Consider the following 17,194-nt stretch of genomic DNA (forward strand, 5'->3'; position numbering starts at 1 on the left):
CTCCCCCCAACAATGCCCAAAGGTTGAGCGGATTCATCGCTTTCGGTCAAGGCAATCATAACGGAAAGTGAACCATTCGGTCGAATGGACCCGCCGGCGCCGCGTGGAGTGGCAAACCAAAAGGGGCCCCGAAGGGCCCCTTGGATAACTCTGCTCCGCAAGGGCGTTTTTCGACCCTATTCCGAAGTGCGCAACAGCTCCAGGAAGCGGCCGGCATCTTCGAAGGCGGCGCGTTTCTGGGCGGAAATGTCGCGCGCTTCCTCGTCGATGCCCCACTGTTCCTCCTGCCAGCTTTCGTCCAGGCGCGAGATCTCCCAGAGCCGTTCGCGCGGCTGCAGCGCGTGGTAGGCGGCAAAGCCCAGCACAAGGGAACCGGTCAGGCTGACAAGATCATGAAACGCCGCCAGCTCGAACGGATCGAGCGCATGGACCCGGGTGCGCAGCGCCGCCAGTGCCGCCGCGTCCTGCGGGGCGTGGATGATGCCGGCGCGCGGTTCCAGCCGGGCCTCAAGCGTCTCGGCCGCCCAGTCCAGCATCGGGTCCCAGGCATCCTGCTGACGCGAGACCAGCTCGGCGGGGTGGCTGGCGCGGTAGCACAACAGGTCGCTGTCGCCGTATTCCGCCAGCAGGTCCGCGACCTCGGCGCGTTGCAGCGCCACCTTGTCGATGGCCGAGTTCACCGTGCGGGTGATCGGCATGGTGGTCGGGTCGATGGCCTCGACCTGGGCATCCCATTCCGCGGCCAGCGCCTGCGCCAGGGCGCGGCTGGGCACAACCAGGGCCGCCTTTGCCGGGGTTTTCACGGCGCGGCTGTCCAGCAGGACGGTATAGCCGCCCTCGGCCTCGCCCACGGTTGCCGCTTTCCAGAAACGCTTCGCCTTCCATTCGGCCATGGCTTCGCTCCGTCAGATCATCGTGTTGAGGTCAGGCGACGCGCAGCGGCGTCAGCCGGTCGATGGCCGCGCGCAGCGCCGCCGCATCCGAGACCACCGCGCGCGCGCGATGCAGCGCCTCGACCGGGTGAAAGCCCCAGTCGACGCCGATGGCGGCAACGCCCGCATTGCAGGCCATGTCGATATCGAAGGTGGTATCCCCGATCATCACCGCGCGCGACGCCTCCACCCCGGTTTCGGCCAGGGTGGTCAGGATCATCGAGGGATGCGGCTTGGACGGGTGATCATCGGCCACCTGGGTGGTGATGAAGTGGCGCGCGATGCCGTGGGTTTCCAGCAGCGCATCAAGGCCGCGGCGCGACTTGCCGGTGGCGATGGCGACCAGAGTCTCGGGTTCCGCGGCCAGATCGGCCACCAGATCCGCCATGCCCGGGAACAGCGGCGAATGCGCCGAACCGGCGGCCAGGCGATGTTCCCGGTAGGCTGCCTTGTAGGCCGCGACGATAGCCGCGTGATCGCCAGCCGCCGCCTGGGGCGCCAGCTGCGGGATCGCGGTTTCCAGCGACAGCCCGACAATCGACTTGATCGCGGCGCGGCTGGGTGCGGGCAGGCCCACGGCGGCAAAGCCCGCCTCCATGGCGCCGACGATCTCGGCCTGGCTGTCCGAGAGCGTGCCGTCGACGTCGAAGATCACCAGCCGCAGGTCGCTCACAGCGGTTCGTCCAGGTCGAACGGGTCCTTGCGGACGCTGTTGACGTCCCACTGGAAGTTCTCCCAGCTCTGGGCCATGTGATCGGGCAGCGGCGCGATCAGCTCAAGGATATTGCCGGTGCCGGGATGTTCGACGCGCAGCATCCGGGCGTGCAGGTGCAGCTTGCGCGACACGTCGCCGCCGATCTGCGCGCCCCAGCCATCGCCCATGTTCTCCTGGCTCGAGCCGCCGTACTTGCCGTCCCCGATGATCGGGTGGCCCAGCTCGGCCATGTGGGCGCGCAGCTGGTGGGTCCGGCCGGTGATCGGCTCAAGACCCACCCAGGCGGCGCGCTGGCCCAGACGCCAGAGGACCGAATAGTTGGTCTCGGCGCGCTTGGCGCCCTCGGTGGTGGCGACTTCGCGGGGATGCACGCAGTACATCTTCTCGCCCTCGCCGTCCTTGCCGTGACCATGGGCCTTCACCAGGCCGTACTTGATCGTGCCCATGTAGGGCTGGGGCACGCCGGCAACCAGCGCCCAGTAGATCTTGCGGGTCTCGCGGTGGCGGAAAGAGGCGGTCAGCTTGCGCGCGGCCTCGGCGGTGCGGGCCAGCACCAGCACACCCGAGGTGTCCTTGTCGAGGCGGTGCACCAGGCGGGGCTTTTCGTCATAGCCGAACTTCAGCGCCTCCGAGAGGCCGTCGACATGCTTGGTCAGCTTGGAGCCCCCCTGCACCGGCAGACCCGAGGGCTTGTTCAGCACGATGACATGGTCATCCTTGTAGATGACGCAGGCCTGGATCATCTTCGTGTCGGCATCCGAGACGCGGGTGCGCACCGGCGCGGGCGCCGGGATGCTGGCATCGGGGATCGGCGGGACGCGCACGTTCATCCCCGGCTCCAGCCGGTGGTTGCTTTTCACCCGGCCGCCGTCAACGCGCAGCTCACCCTTGCGGCACATCTTCTCGATGCGGCCCTGGGTCACGTTCGGGTAGAGGCGCCGCAGCCAGCGGTCCAGCCGCATGCCATCATCTTCGGAGCCGATTGTCAGGGTCTGGACGCCGCTCATACTGCCACCAATGCGCGCATCGCGTAGGTGCCGATCACGATGGCCGCAAGCGAGACGACGACATTGATGCCGACGTACAGCGCCGCCAGCGCGGGTTCACCGCGCTCCCAGAGCGTGAAGGCCTCCAGCGAGAAGGAGGAAAAGGTCGTGAAGCCGCCGAGGATGCCGGTGGCCAGGAACGGGTTGAAGTGGCCCCAGCTTTTCGCGCCGAGGATCACCACCACGCAGCCCATCAGGAACGAGCCCAGGATGTTGACGAAGATGACACCCAGCGGGATCGGCAGGCCGGTGCCGAAGATGCGGGCCAAGCCCACACCAGACAGATAGCGCAGCGAAGCCCCGATGGCTCCGCCCGCAGCAACTTGGAGAACGGTCAGAAACATCCCCGTCCTGTGGCCCGACGAACCGCCCGAGTCAAGCCACGCTGGCGTGTTGGCGCCCTGCAAAGCGGGGTTCCGGGGCCGGTTCCCCTGCCCGCCCCCCCCTGCCCGGGCCAGCCGCGACCGGCGGATCGGCGCAGCGCGCAGGAGGGACGGGCAACACCCCGTTGCCAGATCCCGGGAATCGCCGTAGCGCAGCATCGGTGCCGCCCCCTTGCGCGGCCTCTCCCAACGGGTGCCATCGTGACCGCCTTCCGCCGAATTGCCCTTTGCCTTCCCCTGCTCTGCGCGGCCGCGTCCTCGGCCCAGGCGGGGGCCTGCGACTACCGGCCCAGCCAGCTGCTGCGCCCCGCCGCCTCGGCCGCCGGGGCGGCGCTGAACCGTGATACCTCCGACACCGGAGGAGAGGAGCGCAAGTCCGGCATCTACACCCTGGTCAACGCCACCACCGGCGTCTCGCTTTCCAGCACCAGCTGGGCGGGCACGGTGGCCGCCGGGGCGTCCTCGGTGCTGTCGGGGGCGGTGGCGCTGATCACCGCCCCCGCCGCGATGATCGCCGGCGCCGTCACCGCTGTCGGCGCCGGCGCCTTCGAGGGCGCCTGCTACTTCACCGAGAAGCGGATCACCGACTACCGGGAGGTCAACGCCATCGTCCGCGACATCGCCGTCACCGCCCCGGACGAGAATTACGTCTACACCGAGGCCAGCGAAGGCCAGCAGGACGCCCGGGTGAAGATCCGCAAGCCCGGCAGCGAACCGGCAGAATACGACGATTACGCCGTCGCCGATCTTTATATCGTCGATGGCGTGCTGAAGCACCGCGACAAGGGTCGCGACAGCACCGTCGGGCTGATCGGCCAGATCGAGGAGTGATCCCCGAAAAGGACGCTGCCCCGGGCGTGGGACGCCGGGGCAGCTTTTACGGTCCACTGGAGGTTGGCCGGTCCCGGGCAGGCGCGTCAGGCCGCGCCCGCCTCTATCCCCGGGTCAAAGCCGGTAGCGCAGGTTGAGCGTTCTGCCCTGCCGCAGCAGCACCAGCTCGAGGTAGTGGCCCGGGGGATTGGAAAGGGCGTCTTCGGCATCTTCCGAGGTCACCGTATCGCGACCGTTCACCGACAGGATGACGTCGCCCTCCTGAAGCCCGGCGCGGGTGCCCAGGCTGCCGGGATCGGCGATCATGGCGCCCTGGGTCGACAGCGGCAGCTGCTTTTCGGCCACCACGGCGGGGTTCACGGTGATCAGGTTCAGTCCCGGCAGGGTTGATCCCTTGCCGGTGGTCACCGGATTGCGGGCCGGTTCCTCGGGGGCCGCGACCATCTGCACGTCGATGTCCTTCTGCTGGCCATCGCGCAGCCGGGTGATCCGGGCGGTCTGGCCCAGCCCCGTGATCGACATCCGGTAAAGCACCTCGGCGGGGCCAGAGACCGGCACGCCGTCCACCGCCAGCACCACGTCGCCCGCCTTGAAACCCGCCGCCGCGAAGGGGCTGGCCGTGTCGATGGCGGAGATCACCATGCCCTGCGGACGGTCCAGCCCGACGGCCTGGGCCATGTCGGCATCCACCGGCTGGCCGCTCAGGCCCGCCCAGGGCCGTTCGTAATGGGTCTTGCCCGCCTGCGCCTCGGAGAGGAACTGCTTCACCATCGCCGCCGGGATCGCGAAACCGATGCCGTTGGAGCCCCCGGAGCGGGTCAGGATGGAGGTGTTCACGCCGATCAGCTTGCCGGTGATGTCGATCAGCGCCCCGCCCGAGTTGCCGGGGTTGATCGGCGCATCGGTCTGGATGAAGTAGCCGCGCTCGTTGCCCGTAGCGGTGCCCGAACGCGCCAGCCCCGACACGATGCCGGAACTGACCGTCTGGCCGACGCCGAAGGGGTTGCCGATCGCCAGCGCCAGGTCCCCCACCTCGACGCTGTCGCTGTCGCGCAGGTCGAGGTGGGCCAGGTCCTTGGCTCCGTCCAGCTTCAGGATGGCCAGGTCCGCCTGCTTGTCGGCCAGCAGGACCTTGGCCTTGAACTCGCGCCGGTCGCTCAGGACGACGCGGATCTCGTCGGCCTCGCCCACCACATGGTAGTTCGACACGACATAGCCGTCGGACGTCAGGATCACGCCCGATCCAAGCGAGTTCTGCACTTCGGGGCGGGAGGGCCCCACGGAGTTGAAGAACTGCGAGAAGAACGGATCGCTGGCAAAGGGAGAGCTTCGCGTCTGCACGATGCGCTTGGCGTAGATGTTGACCACCGCGGGGGTGGCCTTCTTCACCACGGGCGCGAAGCCCAGGGATATTTCCGCTTCGCTCTGAGGCACCTTCGTCTCGGCCATGACGCAAGCCGGACCAAGCGTCGTGACGGCCACGCAGGTGGCCAGAAGGGCAGAACGAAACGGGCTGGGGAGCATGACATGCCTTTCCATCAGGAAGAAATATCCCGAACCTTGCGGTTCCTCCCCGATATGGAACCAACTGGAAAGCCGCGCAACAGGGGCCCGGTGCACGGGCTGTCACCTTTTCAGGAGCGCCCGTGCGCAGCCCGCGAGGGGGCTGTAACAAACCTGTCCGCGATCAGCCCGGCAGGGTCAGGATCACCGGGCCACGGTCGGTGGCAACCACCGTGTGCTCGTACTGGACGCAGGGCGCCGGCGGGGTGCCCAGCAGGGTCCAGCCATCCTCGGCGGTCTCGGCCCAGAAGCTGCCGCGCGACAGGAAGGGTTCCACCGTCAGCACCAGCCCCTTCTCGATCCGGCGCCGCTCCGACCGTTCCGGCCAGGTGGGAATCTCTCCGGGATATTCATGCAGCGATTCGCCGACCCCGTGGCTGGCCAGATTGCGGATCAGCGTGTAGCCGCGCTCGGAGGCGAACTTGCCGATGGCATTGCCGATCCCGGCCAGCGGCCGCCCGCTGCCGACCTGCGCGATGCCCAGCTGCATGGCCTTGCGCCCGTCGCGGCACAGTTTCGCCTGCGCGGGGCTGGCCGTGCCCAGCACGAAACTGGCCCCGGTATCCGAAAAATAGCCGTTCTTGCTGGCCGAAACGTCGATGTTGACCAGATCGCCCTCGGCCAGGACGCGGGGGCCTGGAATGCCGTGGGCGACTTCCTCGTTGACGCTGATGCAGGTGGCGCCGGGAAAGTCGTAGACCTCCTCTGGGGCCGAGATCGCCCCCTCGCGCTCCAGCAGGGCGCGACCGATGGCGTCCAGCTCTTCGGTGGTCATGCCCGGCTCCATCGCCTTCGCCATGGCCCGCAGGGTATTGGCAACGACGCGGCCGATCTCTTTCATGCCATCCAGCTGGTCTTCTTCGGTGATCGTCATGGCGGTCCTTTCGGCGGGTCTTCGGATCGACGGGTCCTAAAAAAGCGAAGACCCCTGCCCGCACGCGCGGACAGGGGCCTTTTCGTGCCGTGAAGCAACGAGGGCGCAGATTACTCCGCGACTTCCTCGGCTGCGACGCGTGCCTTGTCGGCTGCGCCCTTGGCGGCAACGTCACGGTCGACGAACTCGATGATGGCCATCGGAGCCATGTCGCCATAGCGGAAGCCGGCCTTCAGGATGCGGACGTAGCCACCCTGACGGTCCTTGTAGCGCGGGCCCAGGACGTCGAACAGCTTGGTGACCAGTTCATCCTGCTTCAGCTTGGAAGCGGCCTGACGGCGGGCGTGCAGATCGTCACCGCCACGCTTTGCCAGGGTGATCATCTTTTCGATGATCGGGCGAAGTTCCTTCGCCTTCGGCAGGGTGGTCTTGATCTGCTCGTGCTCGATCAGCGAGCCGGCCATGTTCGAGAAGAGCGCCTTGCGGTGCTCATGGGTGCGGTTCAGGCGACGGTAGCCGCGTGCGTGACGCATGTGTCTATCTCCAATCGGTGCCCTCTACGGGCGGTTTTGCTTTGTCCGGCAGCCCTCGGATGCGGGCCGCTCTCCTTGGGGCGGAATGCCCTGGAAACGCGACCGGCCCCCGGGATTGGCGGGAGCCGGTCACGATGGCGGGTCCATAAGCGAGGAAAGCCCTTTGCGCAAGGGGATTCGGCCTCCTCCGGCCCGGGAATTCGCCCACCCGTATGGACAGGCCGGAACGGAAAAGGGGCAAGGCTTGCGCCCTGCCCCTCCCTGTCCCGTAAGAACCGGCTCAGAAGTGGTCTTCGAACTTCTTGGCCAGGTCTTCGATGTTTTCCGGCGGCCAGTCCTCGACATCCATGCCAAGGTGCAGGCCCATGCCCGAAAGCACTTCCTTGATCTCGTTGAGCGACTTGCGGCCGAAGTTCGGCGTGCGCAGCATCTCTGCCTCGGTCTTCTGGATCAGATCGCCGATGTAGACAATGTTGTCGTTCTTGAGGCAGTTCGCCGAACGGACGGAAAGCTCCAGCTCGTCCACCTTCTTGAGGAGGAGCGGGTTGAATTCCAGACCGTCGTCCTCGTCCTGGCGGGTGGCCGACTCGGGTTCTTCGAAGTTCACGAAGATCGAGAGCTGGTCCTGCAGGATGCGCGCGGCATAGGCCACGGCGTCATCGGGGCTGACGGAGCCGTCGGTTTCAACCTTGAGGGTCAGCTTGTCGTAGTCCAGCACCTGGCCCTCGCGGGTGGGCTGAACGTCGTAGGAGACCTTCTTGATCGGGGAATAGATGGCGTCGATCGGGATCAGGCCGATCGGGGCATCCTCGGGCTTGTTCTTGTCGGCGGGGACATAGCCCTTGCCGGTGTTCACGGTCAGCTCCATGAACAGTTCCGCGCCCTCGTCGAGGTGGCAGATCACGTGATCCTTGTTCAGGACCTCGATGCCTGCGGTCTCGGCAATGTCGGCGGCGGTGACGGCACCCGGACCCTTGGCCGAAACGGAAAGACGTTTCGGACCTTCGACGTCCATGCGCAGAGCGACGCCCTTCAGGTTCAGGACGATGTCGGTGACGTCTTCACGGACACCGGCAACCGAGGAGAACTCGTGAAGAACATTGTCGATCTGTACCGAGGTGACGGCGGCGCCCTGGAGCGAGGACATCAGCACGCGACGCAGGGCGTTGCCCAGCGTCAGGCCGAAGCCGCGTTCGAGCGGTTCCGCAACCACGGTCGCCTGACGTGCCGGGTCGTTGCCCGGTTTCACTTCAAGCTGCGTGGGTTTGATCAGTTCGGCCCAGTTCTTGTGGATCATGCGTGTCTCCTCAATGCTTGTCCCGTTCCCATGTCCGAAGAACGGCACTCCCGAGGTTTCAAATGACGAAAGAGAGGCCGCGCAAAGCGCAGCCTCTCGAAGAACCGTCGGGGGATCAGACCCGGCGACGTTTCGGCGGACGGCAGCCGTTGTGGGCGATCGGCGTCACGTCACGGATCGAGGTGATGTTGAAGCCGATGGCCGCCAGAGCGCGCAGTGCGGATTCACGGCCCGAACCGGGGCCCTGCACTTCGACTTCCAGGGTCTTGACGCCATGTTCCTGAGCCTTGCGGCCAGCATCTTCCGCAGCCATCTGGGCAGCGTAGGGGGTCGACTTGCGCGAACCCTTGAAGCCCATGGTGCCGGCGGACGACCAGGAGATCGCGTTGCCCTGCACGTCGGAGATCAGGATCTTGGTGTTGTTGAAGGAAGAGTTCACGTGAGCAACGCCAGCGGCGATGTTCTTGGAGACCTTCTTCTTCGTGGAACGACGGGTATCACGTGCCATGTTTCAGATCTCCCCTTACTTCTTCTTGCCGGCGATCGGCTTCGCCGGGCCCTTGCGGGTACGGGCGTTGGTATGGGTACGCTGACCGCGAACCGGCAGGTTCCGGCGGTGGCGCAGGCCGCGGTAGCAGCCGAGGTCCATCAGGCGCTTGATGTTCATCTGCGTCTCGCGACGCAGGTCGCCTTCAACGGTGTAGTTGGCGTCGATGTGCTCGCGGATGGCGAGGACTTCGGCGTCCGACAGTTCGTTGACGCGACGGGTGGCGTCGATGCTCACGGCTTCGCAAATTGCCTTTGCGGAGGCCGGGCCGATGCCGGTGATGTAGGTGAGGGCGATGGGAACCCGTTTTGCGGTCGGGATGTTAACGCCGGCGATACGTGCCAATGGTCACTTCCTTGAGTTGCGGATCCGTAGCACCAGATCCTTTTTTCACAACATCTGACCCGAAGCACTCATTGCGACGGGCCAAAAGTTACGGTGGGCACGGCCGGGGCGAAGGAATCACCTCGCGACCGAGATAGGGATGGGTATTGGGCTTTTCACGAAGCGTCAAGCCCTGCCCGGCACAAATCGACCGGGCCGGTTCCGAAACGGAAAAGGGGCGCCCCCGTTCGCCGGGCGCGCCCCTTCCATCCGGATCTACCGCGTCTGGATCACTTGTCCAGGATGGCGGCGATGGAAGCCTTGACGACCTTCATTTCGGCCAGGCCGTCCACGCGCTTCAGGTTGCCCTTCACGTGGTAGTAGCCCAGCAGCGGCGAGGTCTTCTTGTAGTATTCCATCAGGCGGTTCTTGAGGCTGTCCTCGTTGTCGTCCGCCCGGCGCTTGAACTCGGTCCCGCCGCAGACGGTGCAGTGACCGTCCGCCGGGATCGGCTTCGTCGTGTCGTGGTAGACTTCGCCGCAGCTGCCGCAGGTCGAACGGCCGACGATGCGGTCCACCAGGACCTCGTCCCGCACACGCAGTTCGATCACCGCATCCAGCTTCTCGCCTTCCTCGGCCAGCAGGGCCTCCAGCGCGTCAGCCTGGGCCAGGGTGCGGGGGAAGCCGTCAAAGATGAAGCCCCCCTTCTTGTCACCTTCCAGCTTCTCGCGGATCAGGCCGATGACGATCTCGTCGGTGACGAGGTCGCCGCGGTCCATGACGTCCGCCACGATCTTGCCCATCTCGGTGCCGGAGCTGCGCGCCTCGCGCAGCATGTCCCCGGTGGAGAGCTGGATCATGTCGCGCTCTTCAACGAGCGCACGAGCCTGGGTGCCCTTACCGGCGCCCGGCGGGCCAAGCAGAATAATATTCATCGACGAGACGGTCCTCCCTTGCGAGTGCGCCGCTTACCCTTGCCGCGCAGCTGGGATTTTTCAATGAGGCCTTCGTACTGGTGCGCAAGAAGGTGGGATTGCACCTGCTGAATCGTGTCCATGGTCACGGAGACGACGATCAGAACCGAGGTCCCGCCGAAATAGAACGGGATCTGGAACTGGCTGCGCAGGATTTCCGGCATCAGGCAGACGGCAGCCAGGTAGGCTGCGCCAAGCACCAGAACGCGGTTGACCACGTATTCCAGGTACTGGGCGGTCTTGGCGCCGGGACGGATGCCGGGGACGAAGCCGTTCTGGTTCTTCAGGTTATCCGCCACATCGTCGGTCTTGAAGGCGACGTTGTGGGTGTAGAAATACGCGAAGAAGACGATCATCGCGATGAAGAACAGGATGTAGAGCGGCTGACCCGGGCCGAAATAGGCCAAGATGGTGGACATCACGGGGCCGGTGCTGGCGCCCGAGAAGGTCGAGATCGTGGTCGGCAGCAGCAGCAGCGAGCTGGCGAAGATCGCCGGAATGACGCCGGCCGGGTTGACCTTGATCGGAAGGTGCGACGATCCGCCGTCATACATCTTCATCCCCACTTGGCGGCGCGGATACTGGATGTGGATCTTGCGCAGGGCGCGCTCCATGAAGACGACGAAGGCGATCACGATGATCACCATCAGGATCACGCCGATGATCACCGCGGGGCTCAGCGCGCCGGAACGACCCGAGGCGAAGAACTGCGCCAGCGCAGCCGGGACCTCGGCGATGATGCCGACGAAGATGATCAGCGAAATGCCGTTGCCGATGCCGCGGGCGGTGATCTGTTCACCCAGCCACATCATGAACATCGTGCCACCCACCAGGGTGATCAGGCATTCGACGCGGAAGAAAAGACCGGGGTCGGACACCAGGTCGCCCGCCTCCAGCGAAACCGCGAGGCCATAGGCCTGCAGCGCGGCCAGCAGCACCGTGCCGTAGCGGGTGTACTGGTTGATCTTCTTGCGACCCGCCTCGCCTTCCTTCTTCAGATTCTCAAGGGCCGGCACGAGGGCCGTCATGAGCTGCACGATGATGGAGGCGGAGATGTAGGGCATGATGCCCAGGGCGAAGATCCCCATGCGTCCGAGCGCACCGCCGGTGAACATCGACAGCATACCGCCGATGCCCTGCCCCGCACCCTGCATGAAGTCCCGCAGCGCGGCGCCATCGATCCCGGGAACCGGGATGTAGGTACCGAGCCGGCAGATGATCAGCAGGCCGATGGTGAAGAAGATACGCTTGCGGAGCTCGGTCGCCTTGCTCAGCGCGGCCCAGGACGTGTTGGCCGCCATCTGTTCTGCTGCAGATACCATAGGCTCTCTCTTATGCGAAAACGCCGCCGGGGCCGTGTCCCGGCTTCGGCGGCGTCAGGTAAACTCTGGGAAGGGTGTAAGCGGCTTAGGCGCCGCTCACAACCTTATTCCGCGGCAGCAGCAGCCACCTTGAGCGAGCCGCCGGCTTTCTCGACAGCTTCGACAGCCGCCTTGGAAGCACCGGTGACTTCGAGGTTCAGCGCGATCGAGATCTCGCCCTTGGCCAGGACGCGGATGCCGTCCAGCTTGCGACGGATCAGGCCGGATGCGACCAGCACGTCCTCGGTGACGACGGCGGAGGCGTCGATCTTGCCGGCTTCAACGAACTTGGCGATCAGGCCAAGGTTGATGACAGCGTAGGACTTGCGGTTCGGCTTGTTGAAGCCGCGCTTCGGCAGACGCTGGTAGAGGGGCATCTGGCCGCCTTCGTAGCCCTTGATGGCCACGCCCGAGCGGGATTTCTGACCCTTGATACCACGGCCACCGGTCTTACCCTTGCCCGAGCCCGGACCACGGCCGACGCGGGTGCGTTTCGGTGCTGCGCCAGGATTGTCGCGAAGTTCGTTCAGTTTCATGTCGCTTCTCCATCGCCGGAACCGTCCCCGAAGCGGGTTGAGACGGACTCGGCATTTCTTGGTTGTGATTCCGTGGCCCAAGGCCACCGGGGGCGTATAGGACAAACGCCCCCCGCGATGCAAGGCTTGCCTTCGGCCCCCTGCCCCGCCCGGACCGGCGGAACCGCTCAGCAGGACGGGTCGTCGCGCCGCCCGTAGCCGGACGACAGGCTGAGCCCCAGGCTGACCGAGCCGCTGCGCGTGCAGACCGAGGTGCCGGCCAGCGGTCGGGTGCCCCCCGGGCCCGAGGCCACGCCCATGGTCACGGAGCCATGCACGGCACGCCCAGAAGCGTCCGAAGCCGCCGGCGACGGCACGTCGGAAGAAGGTGCGGCGGGCGGCGGCGCGCAGCCGGCCAGCCACAGGCAGGCGCCCATCGGCAGCAGGAAAAGCGGGGAACGGATCATCGGCACCTCGGGAACAGGGACCCGGCGCCAGCTGCGGCTGCGCCGGTCAAGTTTGCGTGGGGCAGTTTCCGGGCAGTGCCGGAAAGGCCGTGACATCATGCATCAGCTGTTCCAGCTCGGGATCCTCGATCTTCATGCAGCGGCAATGCGCGACCACGTTTTCAAGGTATTCGCGGCTGGTGCCCAGAAAGCCCCGCCCGGTGGCAATGTAGCGGACCTTGGTGGCATGATCGAGGGTCGGATCCATCATCTCGACGGCATGGTCGGCGCGGAAGGACAGCACCTCAACCGGGCCCTGCGCGGTCTCTGCCGGCACGAAGACCGGAATGTAGCCCGGCGCGATCATCTCGCGCTTCCAGACGTAGTCGGCCTCGCAGCGCACGTTGCAGGCCGGGATGCGGAAGGCCAGCCCCTCCACGCTGCCACCCAGATCCAGCGCCGCCATCAGCCCCGGCGCCGAGGCATCACCCCGTGCGCCCATCCGGTCCACCAGGCAGAAGCTGCGGTGCAACCCCTCGACCCGCGCGCGGCGGACCTCGGAAAAGTAGAAGCCCGGGTTCCACATGAGAGAGCCGTAGCCGAAGACCCACAGATCGCGGTCACAGCGGCCCTTCAGCGTCTCGTCCAGCATCCGGTTGCGCGTCGCGTCGTCAAAGCGCCAGTCCTCGGCAAAGCCCAGCTCCCGCATCCGGGGATCATGGTCGGCAGGTTCCATGTGGCGGAAGACACAGTCCTCCGGATCACGGATCTGCGCGGCAAGGCCCGGGTGGTGGCGGAAGACTTCGGGATCGAGGGGCATGGGAGGCACTCCTGGTCTGGACCTGCGAAATTTACGCCCCTGCGCTCAGTAACGAAAGTGGCCTGATGGCGCAGGAAGCGTGCCTCAGCGCACACCACGCCACGACGGCAGGTCCAAAAGAAAAACCCCCGGTCGAAGACCGGGGGTTTTGCCGTAACCCGAAGATCGGAAAGAGCGGCTTACGCCTTCTCTTCGATGATCTTGACCAGGTGCGGGATCGAGTTGACCATGCCGCGGACGGACGGGGTATCCTCGAGCTCGCGCTCACGGTGCATCTTGTTCAGGCCGAGGCCGATCAGCGTTTCACGCTGCTTGGCGGGGCGGCGGATCGGCGAGCCGATCTGTTTCACGACGATGGTTGCCATGTTTAAGCCTCCTTACGCCTCTTCTGCCACTTGGCTCGACTCGGCCGGAGCCTCGTCACGCTTGGGCAGAATGTCAGCCACTTTCTTGCCGCGGCGCTGAGCCACCTGACGCGGGGAAGATTCCTTGGTCAGACCGTCCAGCGTGGCGCGGATCATGTTGTAGGGGTTCTGCGAACCGATCGACTTGGCGACCACGTCCTGAACGCCCAGCATCTCGAAGACGGCACGCATCGGGCCACCTGCGATGATCCCGGTACCGGTCGGGGCGGTGCGCATGACCACCTTGCCGGCGCCGTGACGGCCCTCGACATCGTGGTGCAGCGTGCGGCCTTCGCGCAGCGGAACGCGGATCATCTGACGCTTGGCTTGCTCGGTTGCCTTACGGATGGCCTCGGGGACCTCCTTGGCTTTACCTTTGCCGAAGCCGACGCGGCCCTTTTGGTCGCCAACGACCACGAGGGCTGCGAAGCCGAAGCGCTTACCACCCTTGACGGTCTTGGAAACGCGGTTGATCGCGACCAGGCGATCTGCGAATTCCGGTGCTTCGTCGCGCTCGCGACGGCCGCCCCGGTTGTCATCTCTTGCCATACTGGCTTCCTTTTCTCATGGGCGCGAACGCCCTTTCATCCAATCCAGGTGAGGCCCAGTCGAGCATTGCTCTGGCGGGACGCTCCCGGATCATCGGGGCTCTTGCGGGCCCACAAGCTCCGCGCCGGGCGCGGAGACGAGGGAGGGCGGGAACCAAAGGCCCCCGCCCCGATCCTCAGATCTTCAGACCGCCTTCGCGGGCTGCGTCTGCCAGGGCCTTGATCGAGCCGTGGAACAGGAAGCCGCCACGGTCGAAGTAGGCTGCTTCCACACCGGCCTTCTTGGCGCGTTCGGCAATCGCCGCACCGACCTTGGTGGCCGCGTCGACGTTGTTCTTGCCGACAAAGCCCAGATCCTTCTCGAGCGAGGAGGCAGAAGCCACGGTCACGCCGTTGACGTCGTCGATCAGCTGGACGCTGATGTTCTTGTTCGAACGGTGAACCGAGAGGCGCATACGACCGGCGTTGACCGACCGCAGCTTGTTCCGAACGCGCATGCGGCGCTTCAGAAACAGGGTACGTTTGCTGGTAGCCATTTTTGCGTTCCTTACTTCTTCTTACCTTCCTTGCGGAAGATGAACTCGCCTTTGTACTTGATCCCTTTGCCCTTGTAGGGCTCGGGACGGCGCCATTCGCGGATGTTGGCCGCGACCTGACCGACGAGTTGCGGATCGATGCCCTCGATGATGACTTCGGTCGGTTTCGGCGTGGTCACGGTGATGCCAGCCGGAATCGGGAAGTCGACATCGTGGGAGTAACCGAGGTTCAGCTTCAGGGACTGGCCCTGAGCCGCAGCACGGTAACCCACACCGGTGATCTCCAGCTCTTTCTTGAAGCCGGTGGACACACCCTGGACGATGTTCGCGACCATCGAGCGGGACATGCCCCACTGCTGACGAGCGCGCTTGGACGAGCCGCGCGGCGTGACCGAAACCGACGACTCGCCGATTTCGATGGTCACGTCATCCGTCGCGGTGAAAGTCAGGGTGCCTTTCGGACCCTTCATTTCGATGGTCTGGCCGGACAGCGTCGCGGTGACGCCGGCGGGCAGCTCGACCGGTTTCTTACCAATACGAGACATTCCAGACCTCCTTAGAAGACGGTGCAGAGAACTTCGCCGCCAACATTCTGGCTACGAGCTGCTGCATCCGACATCACGCCTTTCGACGTGGAGACAATCGACACACCCAGGCCCTGACGGACTTGCGGGATGTCATCGCGGCCCATGTACACACGACGGCCGGGCGTGGAAACACGCTTCAGCTCGCGAATGACGGGGGCGCCTTCGTAGTATTTCAGGCCGATTTCCAGGGTCGGGTGACCGTTGGCATCGGTGCCTTTTTCGTAGCCGCGGATGTAGCCTTCGTCAGCCAGAACATCCAGGACCCATGCGCGCAGCTTCGAAGCGGGGGTCGACACGGTCGACTTGCCACGCAGGGAGGCGTTGCGGATACGGGTGAGCATATCGCCGATGGGATCGTTCATACTCGTATCTCCTTACCAGCTCGACTTGACCAGGCCAGGGATCTGACCATTGGAGCCGAGTTGACGCAGCATGATCCGCGAGACCTTCAGCTTACGGTAGTAAGCGTGGGGACGGCCGGTCAGCTGGCAACGGTTGTGCAGACGGGTCGCGGACGAGTTCCGCGGCAGTTCGGCAAGCTTCATGGACGCGCGGAAACGCTCTTCCATCGGCTTGTCCTGGTCGTAGATGACCTCTTTCAGCGCAGCGCGTTTCGCGGCGTGCTGGGCAACCAGCTTCGCACGCTTCTTCTCGCGCTCGATCATGGATTTTTTAGCCATAAGAATCTCCCTCGCGCGATCAGCTGTTGAAGGGCATGTTGAAAGCTTTCAACAGCGCCTTGGCTTCTGCGTCGGTTTTCGCGGTGGTGGCGATGACGATATCGAGGCCCCAGACTTCATCGACCTTGTCGAAGTTGATCTCGGGGAAAACGATGTGTTCCTTGATGCCCATGGCGTAGTTGCCACGGCCGTCGAACGACTTGCCCGGGACGCCGCGGAAGTCGCGGATACGGGGCATTGCGATCGTGATCAGACGATCAAGGAATTCGTACATGCGGTCGCCGCGAAGGGTGACCTTGGCGCCCAGCGGCATGTCTTCACGGACGCGGAAGCCAGCGATGGACTTCTTTGCCTTGGTGACGACAGCTTTCTGGCCGGCGATCGTGCTCAGGTCTTCCTGGGCCGACTTCGCCTTCTTGGAGTCGCGAACCGCTTCTGCACCGCAGCCGATGTTCAGGACGATCTTGTCCAGGCGCGGGATCTGCATGTCGTTCTTATACGCGAACTCTTCTTTCAGAGCGGCGCGGATCGTCTCGGCATACTGGGCCTTCAGACGCGGGGTGTAGTTCGTGGTATCAAGCATCGATCACGTCCCCCGTGGTCTTGGCGAAGCGGACCTTCTTGCCGTCTTCGAACTTGAAGCCGACGCGGGTTGCCTTGCCGTTTGCATCGACGAACGCGAGGTTCGACAGAGCGATCGGCATTGCCTTGGCCAGGCGGCCACCCTGAGAGGTCTGGGTCTGGCGGGTGTGGCGCAGTGCCATGTTCAGGCCTTCGACGACGGCCTTGCCGGCTTTCGGGTCAACCAGGGTGATCTCACCCGTCTTGCCCTTGTCCTTGCCAGCGAGAACGATGACCTTGTCACCTTTTTTCAGTTTCGCAGCCATCAGAGCACCTCCGGCGCCAGCGAAATGATTTTCATGAAGTTCTTGGCACGCAGCTCGCGAACAACCGGGCCGAAGATACGCGTACCGACGGGCTCGTTGTTGTTGTTCAGGATGACGGCGGCGTTGCGATCGAAGCGGATCGCGGTGCCATCTTCACGACGGACTTCCTTGGCGGTGCGCACGACGACGGCCTTGCGGACGTCACCTTTCTTCACGCGACCGCGCGGGATGGCTTCCTTGACGGAGACGACAATGATGTCGCCAACCGAAGCGTATTTACGCTTGGAACCACCCAGGACCTTGATGCACTGAACTCGGCGAGCGCCGGAGTTGTCAGCAACATCCAGATTGGTCTGCATCTGGATCATGTGGTTTCTCCCGACCTATGGCC

General features: G+C 64.9%; 25 protein-coding genes. 1 reads left to right on the top strand and 24 read right to left on the bottom strand.

Translation table 11 applies throughout. The features are described 5' to 3' along the window. Nucleotides 1-176 precede the first annotated feature (176 nt). From KM176_RS02680 to crcB, 4 genes are read right to left on the bottom strand one after another with little or no spacing between them, the layout of a single operon-like run. Nucleotides 177-893 (bottom strand): ATP12 family chaperone protein, encoded by a 717-nt coding sequence (locus tag KM176_RS02680; protein ID WP_160892405.1) that lies wholly within the window; start codon nt 891-893, stop codon nt 177-179. Between the two features lie 31 nt (nt 894-924). Next, nucleotides 925-1,605 (bottom strand): HAD-IA family hydrolase, encoded by a 681-nt coding sequence (locus tag KM176_RS02685; protein WP_160892407.1) that lies wholly within the window; start codon nt 1,603-1,605, stop codon nt 925-927. Then, nucleotides 1,602-2,654 (bottom strand): RluA family pseudouridine synthase, encoded by a 1,053-nt coding sequence (locus KM176_RS02690; protein ID WP_160892410.1) that lies wholly within the window; start codon nt 2,652-2,654, stop codon nt 1,602-1,604. The genes KM176_RS02685 and KM176_RS02690 overlap by 4 nt, the downstream gene beginning before the upstream one ends. After that, nucleotides 2,651-3,037 carry a fluoride efflux transporter CrcB gene (crcB, locus tag KM176_RS02695; protein ID WP_160892412.1) on the bottom strand — a complete coding sequence of 129 codons (387 nt, stop codon included), beginning with the start codon at nt 3,035-3,037 and terminating at the stop codon, nt 2,651-2,653. Before crcB ends, KM176_RS02690 begins: the two co-directional genes overlap by 4 nt. A 240-nt stretch (nt 3,038-3,277) precedes the next feature. On the opposite strand from crcB, the gene KM176_RS02700 reads away from it, so the two are divergent. Beyond that, nucleotides 3,278-3,907 carry a hypothetical protein gene (locus KM176_RS02700; protein ID WP_160892414.1) on the top strand — a complete coding sequence of 210 codons (630 nt, stop codon included), beginning with the start codon at nt 3,278-3,280 and terminating at the stop codon, nt 3,905-3,907. A gap of 114 nt (nt 3,908-4,021) precedes the next feature. Here the strand turns inward: KM176_RS02700 and KM176_RS02705 are convergent, their stop codons facing one another. The 20 genes from KM176_RS02705 to rplN form a co-directional block, all read right to left on the bottom strand. After that, complete coding sequence (locus tag KM176_RS02705) at nt 4,022-5,356, bottom strand: trypsin-like peptidase domain-containing protein (protein WP_160892566.1); 1,335 nt, start codon at nt 5,354-5,356, stop codon at nt 4,022-4,024. A gap of 238 nt (nt 5,357-5,594) precedes the next feature. Further along, the gene (map, locus tag KM176_RS02710; RefSeq protein ID WP_160892416.1) at nt 5,595-6,344 is read right to left on the bottom strand and encodes a type I methionyl aminopeptidase; all 750 of its coding nucleotides are present in this window, start codon (nt 6,342-6,344) and stop codon (nt 5,595-5,597) included. A gap of 110 nt (nt 6,345-6,454) precedes the next feature. Next, on the bottom strand, nt 6,455-6,877 hold the full coding sequence (gene rplQ / locus KM176_RS02715) for a 50S ribosomal protein L17 (RefSeq protein ID WP_160892418.1): 423 nt from the start codon (nt 6,875-6,877) through the stop codon (nt 6,455-6,457). Nucleotides 6,878-7,157: 280 nt separating this feature from the next. Then, nucleotides 7,158-8,174 (bottom strand): DNA-directed RNA polymerase subunit alpha, encoded by a 1,017-nt coding sequence (locus KM176_RS02720; protein WP_160892420.1) that lies wholly within the window; start codon nt 8,172-8,174, stop codon nt 7,158-7,160. A gap of 115 nt (nt 8,175-8,289) precedes the next feature. After that, complete coding sequence (gene rpsK / locus KM176_RS02725; protein WP_160892422.1) at nt 8,290-8,682, bottom strand: 30S ribosomal protein S11; 393 nt, start codon at nt 8,680-8,682, stop codon at nt 8,290-8,292. Between the two features lie 15 nt (nt 8,683-8,697). Beyond that, entirely contained in the window at nt 8,698-9,066 is a 369-nt protein-coding gene (gene rpsM, locus KM176_RS02730; RefSeq protein ID WP_160892424.1) for a 30S ribosomal protein S13, read from the bottom strand. A gap of 269 nt (nt 9,067-9,335) precedes the next feature. Continuing rightward, nucleotides 9,336-9,980, bottom strand: a complete 645-nt coding sequence (locus KM176_RS02735; RefSeq protein ID WP_160892426.1) for an adenylate kinase — start codon at nt 9,978-9,980, stop codon at nt 9,336-9,338. Beyond that, entirely contained in the window at nt 9,977-11,341 is a 1,365-nt protein-coding gene (secY, locus tag KM176_RS02740) for a preprotein translocase subunit SecY (protein WP_160892428.1), read from the bottom strand. Before secY ends, KM176_RS02735 begins: the two co-directional genes overlap by 4 nt. Nucleotides 11,342-11,445: 104 nt before the next feature. Further along, complete coding sequence (rplO, locus tag KM176_RS02745) at nt 11,446-11,916, bottom strand: 50S ribosomal protein L15 (protein WP_160892429.1); 471 nt, start codon at nt 11,914-11,916, stop codon at nt 11,446-11,448. A 167-nt stretch (nt 11,917-12,083) separates the two neighbouring features. Next, the gene (locus KM176_RS02750) at nt 12,084-12,362 is read right to left on the bottom strand and encodes a hypothetical protein (protein ID WP_160892431.1); all 279 of its coding nucleotides are present in this window, start codon (nt 12,360-12,362) and stop codon (nt 12,084-12,086) included. Nucleotides 12,363-12,408: 46 nt separating this feature from the next. Continuing rightward, on the bottom strand, nt 12,409-13,161 hold the full coding sequence (locus tag KM176_RS02755) for a gamma-glutamylcyclotransferase (RefSeq protein ID WP_160892433.1): 753 nt from the start codon (nt 13,159-13,161) through the stop codon (nt 12,409-12,411). Nucleotides 13,162-13,340: 179 nt separating this feature from the next. Further along, nucleotides 13,341-13,526, bottom strand: a complete 186-nt coding sequence (gene rpmD / locus KM176_RS02760; RefSeq protein ID WP_160892435.1) for a 50S ribosomal protein L30 — start codon at nt 13,524-13,526, stop codon at nt 13,341-13,343. Nucleotides 13,527-13,538: 12 nt separating this feature from the next. Next, nucleotides 13,539-14,114 carry a 30S ribosomal protein S5 gene (rpsE, locus tag KM176_RS02765; protein ID WP_160892437.1) on the bottom strand — a complete coding sequence of 192 codons (576 nt, stop codon included), beginning with the start codon at nt 14,112-14,114 and terminating at the stop codon, nt 13,539-13,541. Nucleotides 14,115-14,289: 175 nt separating this feature from the next. Then, entirely contained in the window at nt 14,290-14,649 is a 360-nt protein-coding gene (rplR, locus tag KM176_RS02770) for a 50S ribosomal protein L18 (RefSeq protein ID WP_160892439.1), read from the bottom strand. Nucleotides 14,650-14,660: 11 nt separating this feature from the next. After that, nucleotides 14,661-15,194, bottom strand: coding sequence for a 50S ribosomal protein L6 (gene rplF, locus KM176_RS02775; RefSeq protein WP_160892441.1), 534 nt, complete (start codon nt 15,192-15,194; stop codon nt 14,661-14,663). Nucleotides 15,195-15,205: 11 nt separating this feature from the next. Next, complete coding sequence (gene rpsH / locus KM176_RS02780) at nt 15,206-15,598, bottom strand: 30S ribosomal protein S8 (RefSeq protein WP_160892443.1); 393 nt, start codon at nt 15,596-15,598, stop codon at nt 15,206-15,208. Between the two features lie 12 nt (nt 15,599-15,610). Then, nucleotides 15,611-15,916 (bottom strand): 30S ribosomal protein S14, encoded by a 306-nt coding sequence (gene rpsN / locus KM176_RS02785; protein ID WP_160892445.1) that lies wholly within the window; start codon nt 15,914-15,916, stop codon nt 15,611-15,613. A gap of 19 nt (nt 15,917-15,935) precedes the next feature. Further along, complete coding sequence (gene rplE, locus KM176_RS02790; protein WP_160892447.1) at nt 15,936-16,499, bottom strand: 50S ribosomal protein L5; 564 nt, start codon at nt 16,497-16,499, stop codon at nt 15,936-15,938. Continuing rightward, the gene (gene rplX / locus KM176_RS02795) at nt 16,492-16,803 is read right to left on the bottom strand and encodes a 50S ribosomal protein L24 (RefSeq protein WP_160892449.1); all 312 of its coding nucleotides are present in this window, start codon (nt 16,801-16,803) and stop codon (nt 16,492-16,494) included. Before rplX ends, rplE begins: the two co-directional genes overlap by 8 nt. Further along, nucleotides 16,803-17,171: a 50S ribosomal protein L14 gene (gene rplN / locus KM176_RS02800; protein WP_005621870.1), complete on the bottom strand. Its 369-nt coding sequence runs from the start codon at nt 17,169-17,171 to the stop codon at nt 16,803-16,805. The genes rplX and rplN overlap by 1 nt, the downstream gene beginning before the upstream one ends. Between the last annotated feature and the right edge of the window lie 23 nt (nt 17,172-17,194).

Origin of the sequence: Pseudooceanicola endophyticus, assembly GCF_018760365.1 — a bacterium.
Taxonomy (GTDB): Bacteria; Pseudomonadota; Alphaproteobacteria; order Rhodobacterales; family Rhodobacteraceae; genus Pseudooceanicola; species Pseudooceanicola endophyticus.

What these genes read in the sequence shown, in the direction of transcription:
- KM176_RS02680 (WP_160892405.1), bottom strand. Translation starts at nt 893, where the DNA reads ATGGCCGAATGGAAGGCGAAGCGTTTCTGGAAAGCGGCAACCGTGGGC.
- KM176_RS02690 (WP_160892410.1), bottom strand. Translation starts at nt 2,654, where the DNA reads ATGAGCGGCGTCCAGACCCTGACAATCGGCTCCGAAGATGATGGCATG.
- crcB (WP_160892412.1), bottom strand. Translation starts at nt 3,037, where the DNA reads ATGTTTCTGACCGTTCTCCAAGTTGCTGCGGGCGGAGCCATCGGGGCT.
- KM176_RS02705 (WP_160892566.1), bottom strand. Translation starts at nt 5,356, where the DNA reads ATGGCCGAGACGAAGGTGCCTCAGAGCGAAGCGGAAATATCCCTGGGC.
- map (WP_160892416.1), bottom strand. Translation starts at nt 6,344, where the DNA reads ATGACGATCACCGAAGAAGACCAGCTGGATGGCATGAAAGAGATCGGC.
- rplQ (WP_160892418.1), bottom strand. Translation starts at nt 6,877, where the DNA reads ATGCGTCACGCACGCGGCTACCGTCGCCTGAACCGCACCCATGAGCAC.
- KM176_RS02720 (WP_160892420.1), bottom strand. Translation starts at nt 8,174, where the DNA reads ATGATCCACAAGAACTGGGCCGAACTGATCAAACCCACGCAGCTTGAA.
- rpsK (WP_160892422.1), bottom strand. Translation starts at nt 8,682, where the DNA reads ATGGCACGTGATACCCGTCGTTCCACGAAGAAGAAGGTCTCCAAGAAC.
- KM176_RS02735 (WP_160892426.1), bottom strand. Translation starts at nt 9,980, where the DNA reads ATGAATATTATTCTGCTTGGCCCGCCGGGCGCCGGTAAGGGCACCCAG.
- secY (WP_160892428.1), bottom strand. Translation starts at nt 11,341, where the DNA reads ATGGTATCTGCAGCAGAACAGATGGCGGCCAACACGTCCTGGGCCGCG.
- rplO (WP_160892429.1), bottom strand. Translation starts at nt 11,916, where the DNA reads ATGAAACTGAACGAACTTCGCGACAATCCTGGCGCAGCACCGAAACGC.
- KM176_RS02750 (WP_160892431.1), bottom strand. Translation starts at nt 12,362, where the DNA reads ATGATCCGTTCCCCGCTTTTCCTGCTGCCGATGGGCGCCTGCCTGTGG.
- KM176_RS02755 (WP_160892433.1), bottom strand. Translation starts at nt 13,161, where the DNA reads ATGCCCCTCGATCCCGAAGTCTTCCGCCACCACCCGGGCCTTGCCGCG.
- rpmD (WP_160892435.1), bottom strand. Translation starts at nt 13,526, where the DNA reads ATGGCAACCATCGTCGTGAAACAGATCGGCTCGCCGATCCGCCGCCCC.
- rpsE (WP_160892437.1), bottom strand. Translation starts at nt 14,114, where the DNA reads ATGGCAAGAGATGACAACCGGGGCGGCCGTCGCGAGCGCGACGAAGCA.
- rplR (WP_160892439.1), bottom strand. Translation starts at nt 14,649, where the DNA reads ATGGCTACCAGCAAACGTACCCTGTTTCTGAAGCGCCGCATGCGCGTT.
- rplF (WP_160892441.1), bottom strand. Translation starts at nt 15,194, where the DNA reads ATGTCTCGTATTGGTAAGAAACCGGTCGAGCTGCCCGCCGGCGTCACC.
- rpsH (WP_160892443.1), bottom strand. Translation starts at nt 15,598, where the DNA reads ATGAACGATCCCATCGGCGATATGCTCACCCGTATCCGCAACGCCTCC.
- rpsN (WP_160892445.1), bottom strand. Translation starts at nt 15,916, where the DNA reads ATGGCTAAAAAATCCATGATCGAGCGCGAGAAGAAGCGTGCGAAGCTG.
- rplE (WP_160892447.1), bottom strand. Translation starts at nt 16,499, where the DNA reads ATGCTTGATACCACGAACTACACCCCGCGTCTGAAGGCCCAGTATGCC.
- rplX (WP_160892449.1), bottom strand. Translation starts at nt 16,803, where the DNA reads ATGGCTGCGAAACTGAAAAAAGGTGACAAGGTCATCGTTCTCGCTGGC.
- rplN (WP_005621870.1), bottom strand. Translation starts at nt 17,171, where the DNA reads ATGATCCAGATGCAGACCAATCTGGATGTTGCTGACAACTCCGGCGCT.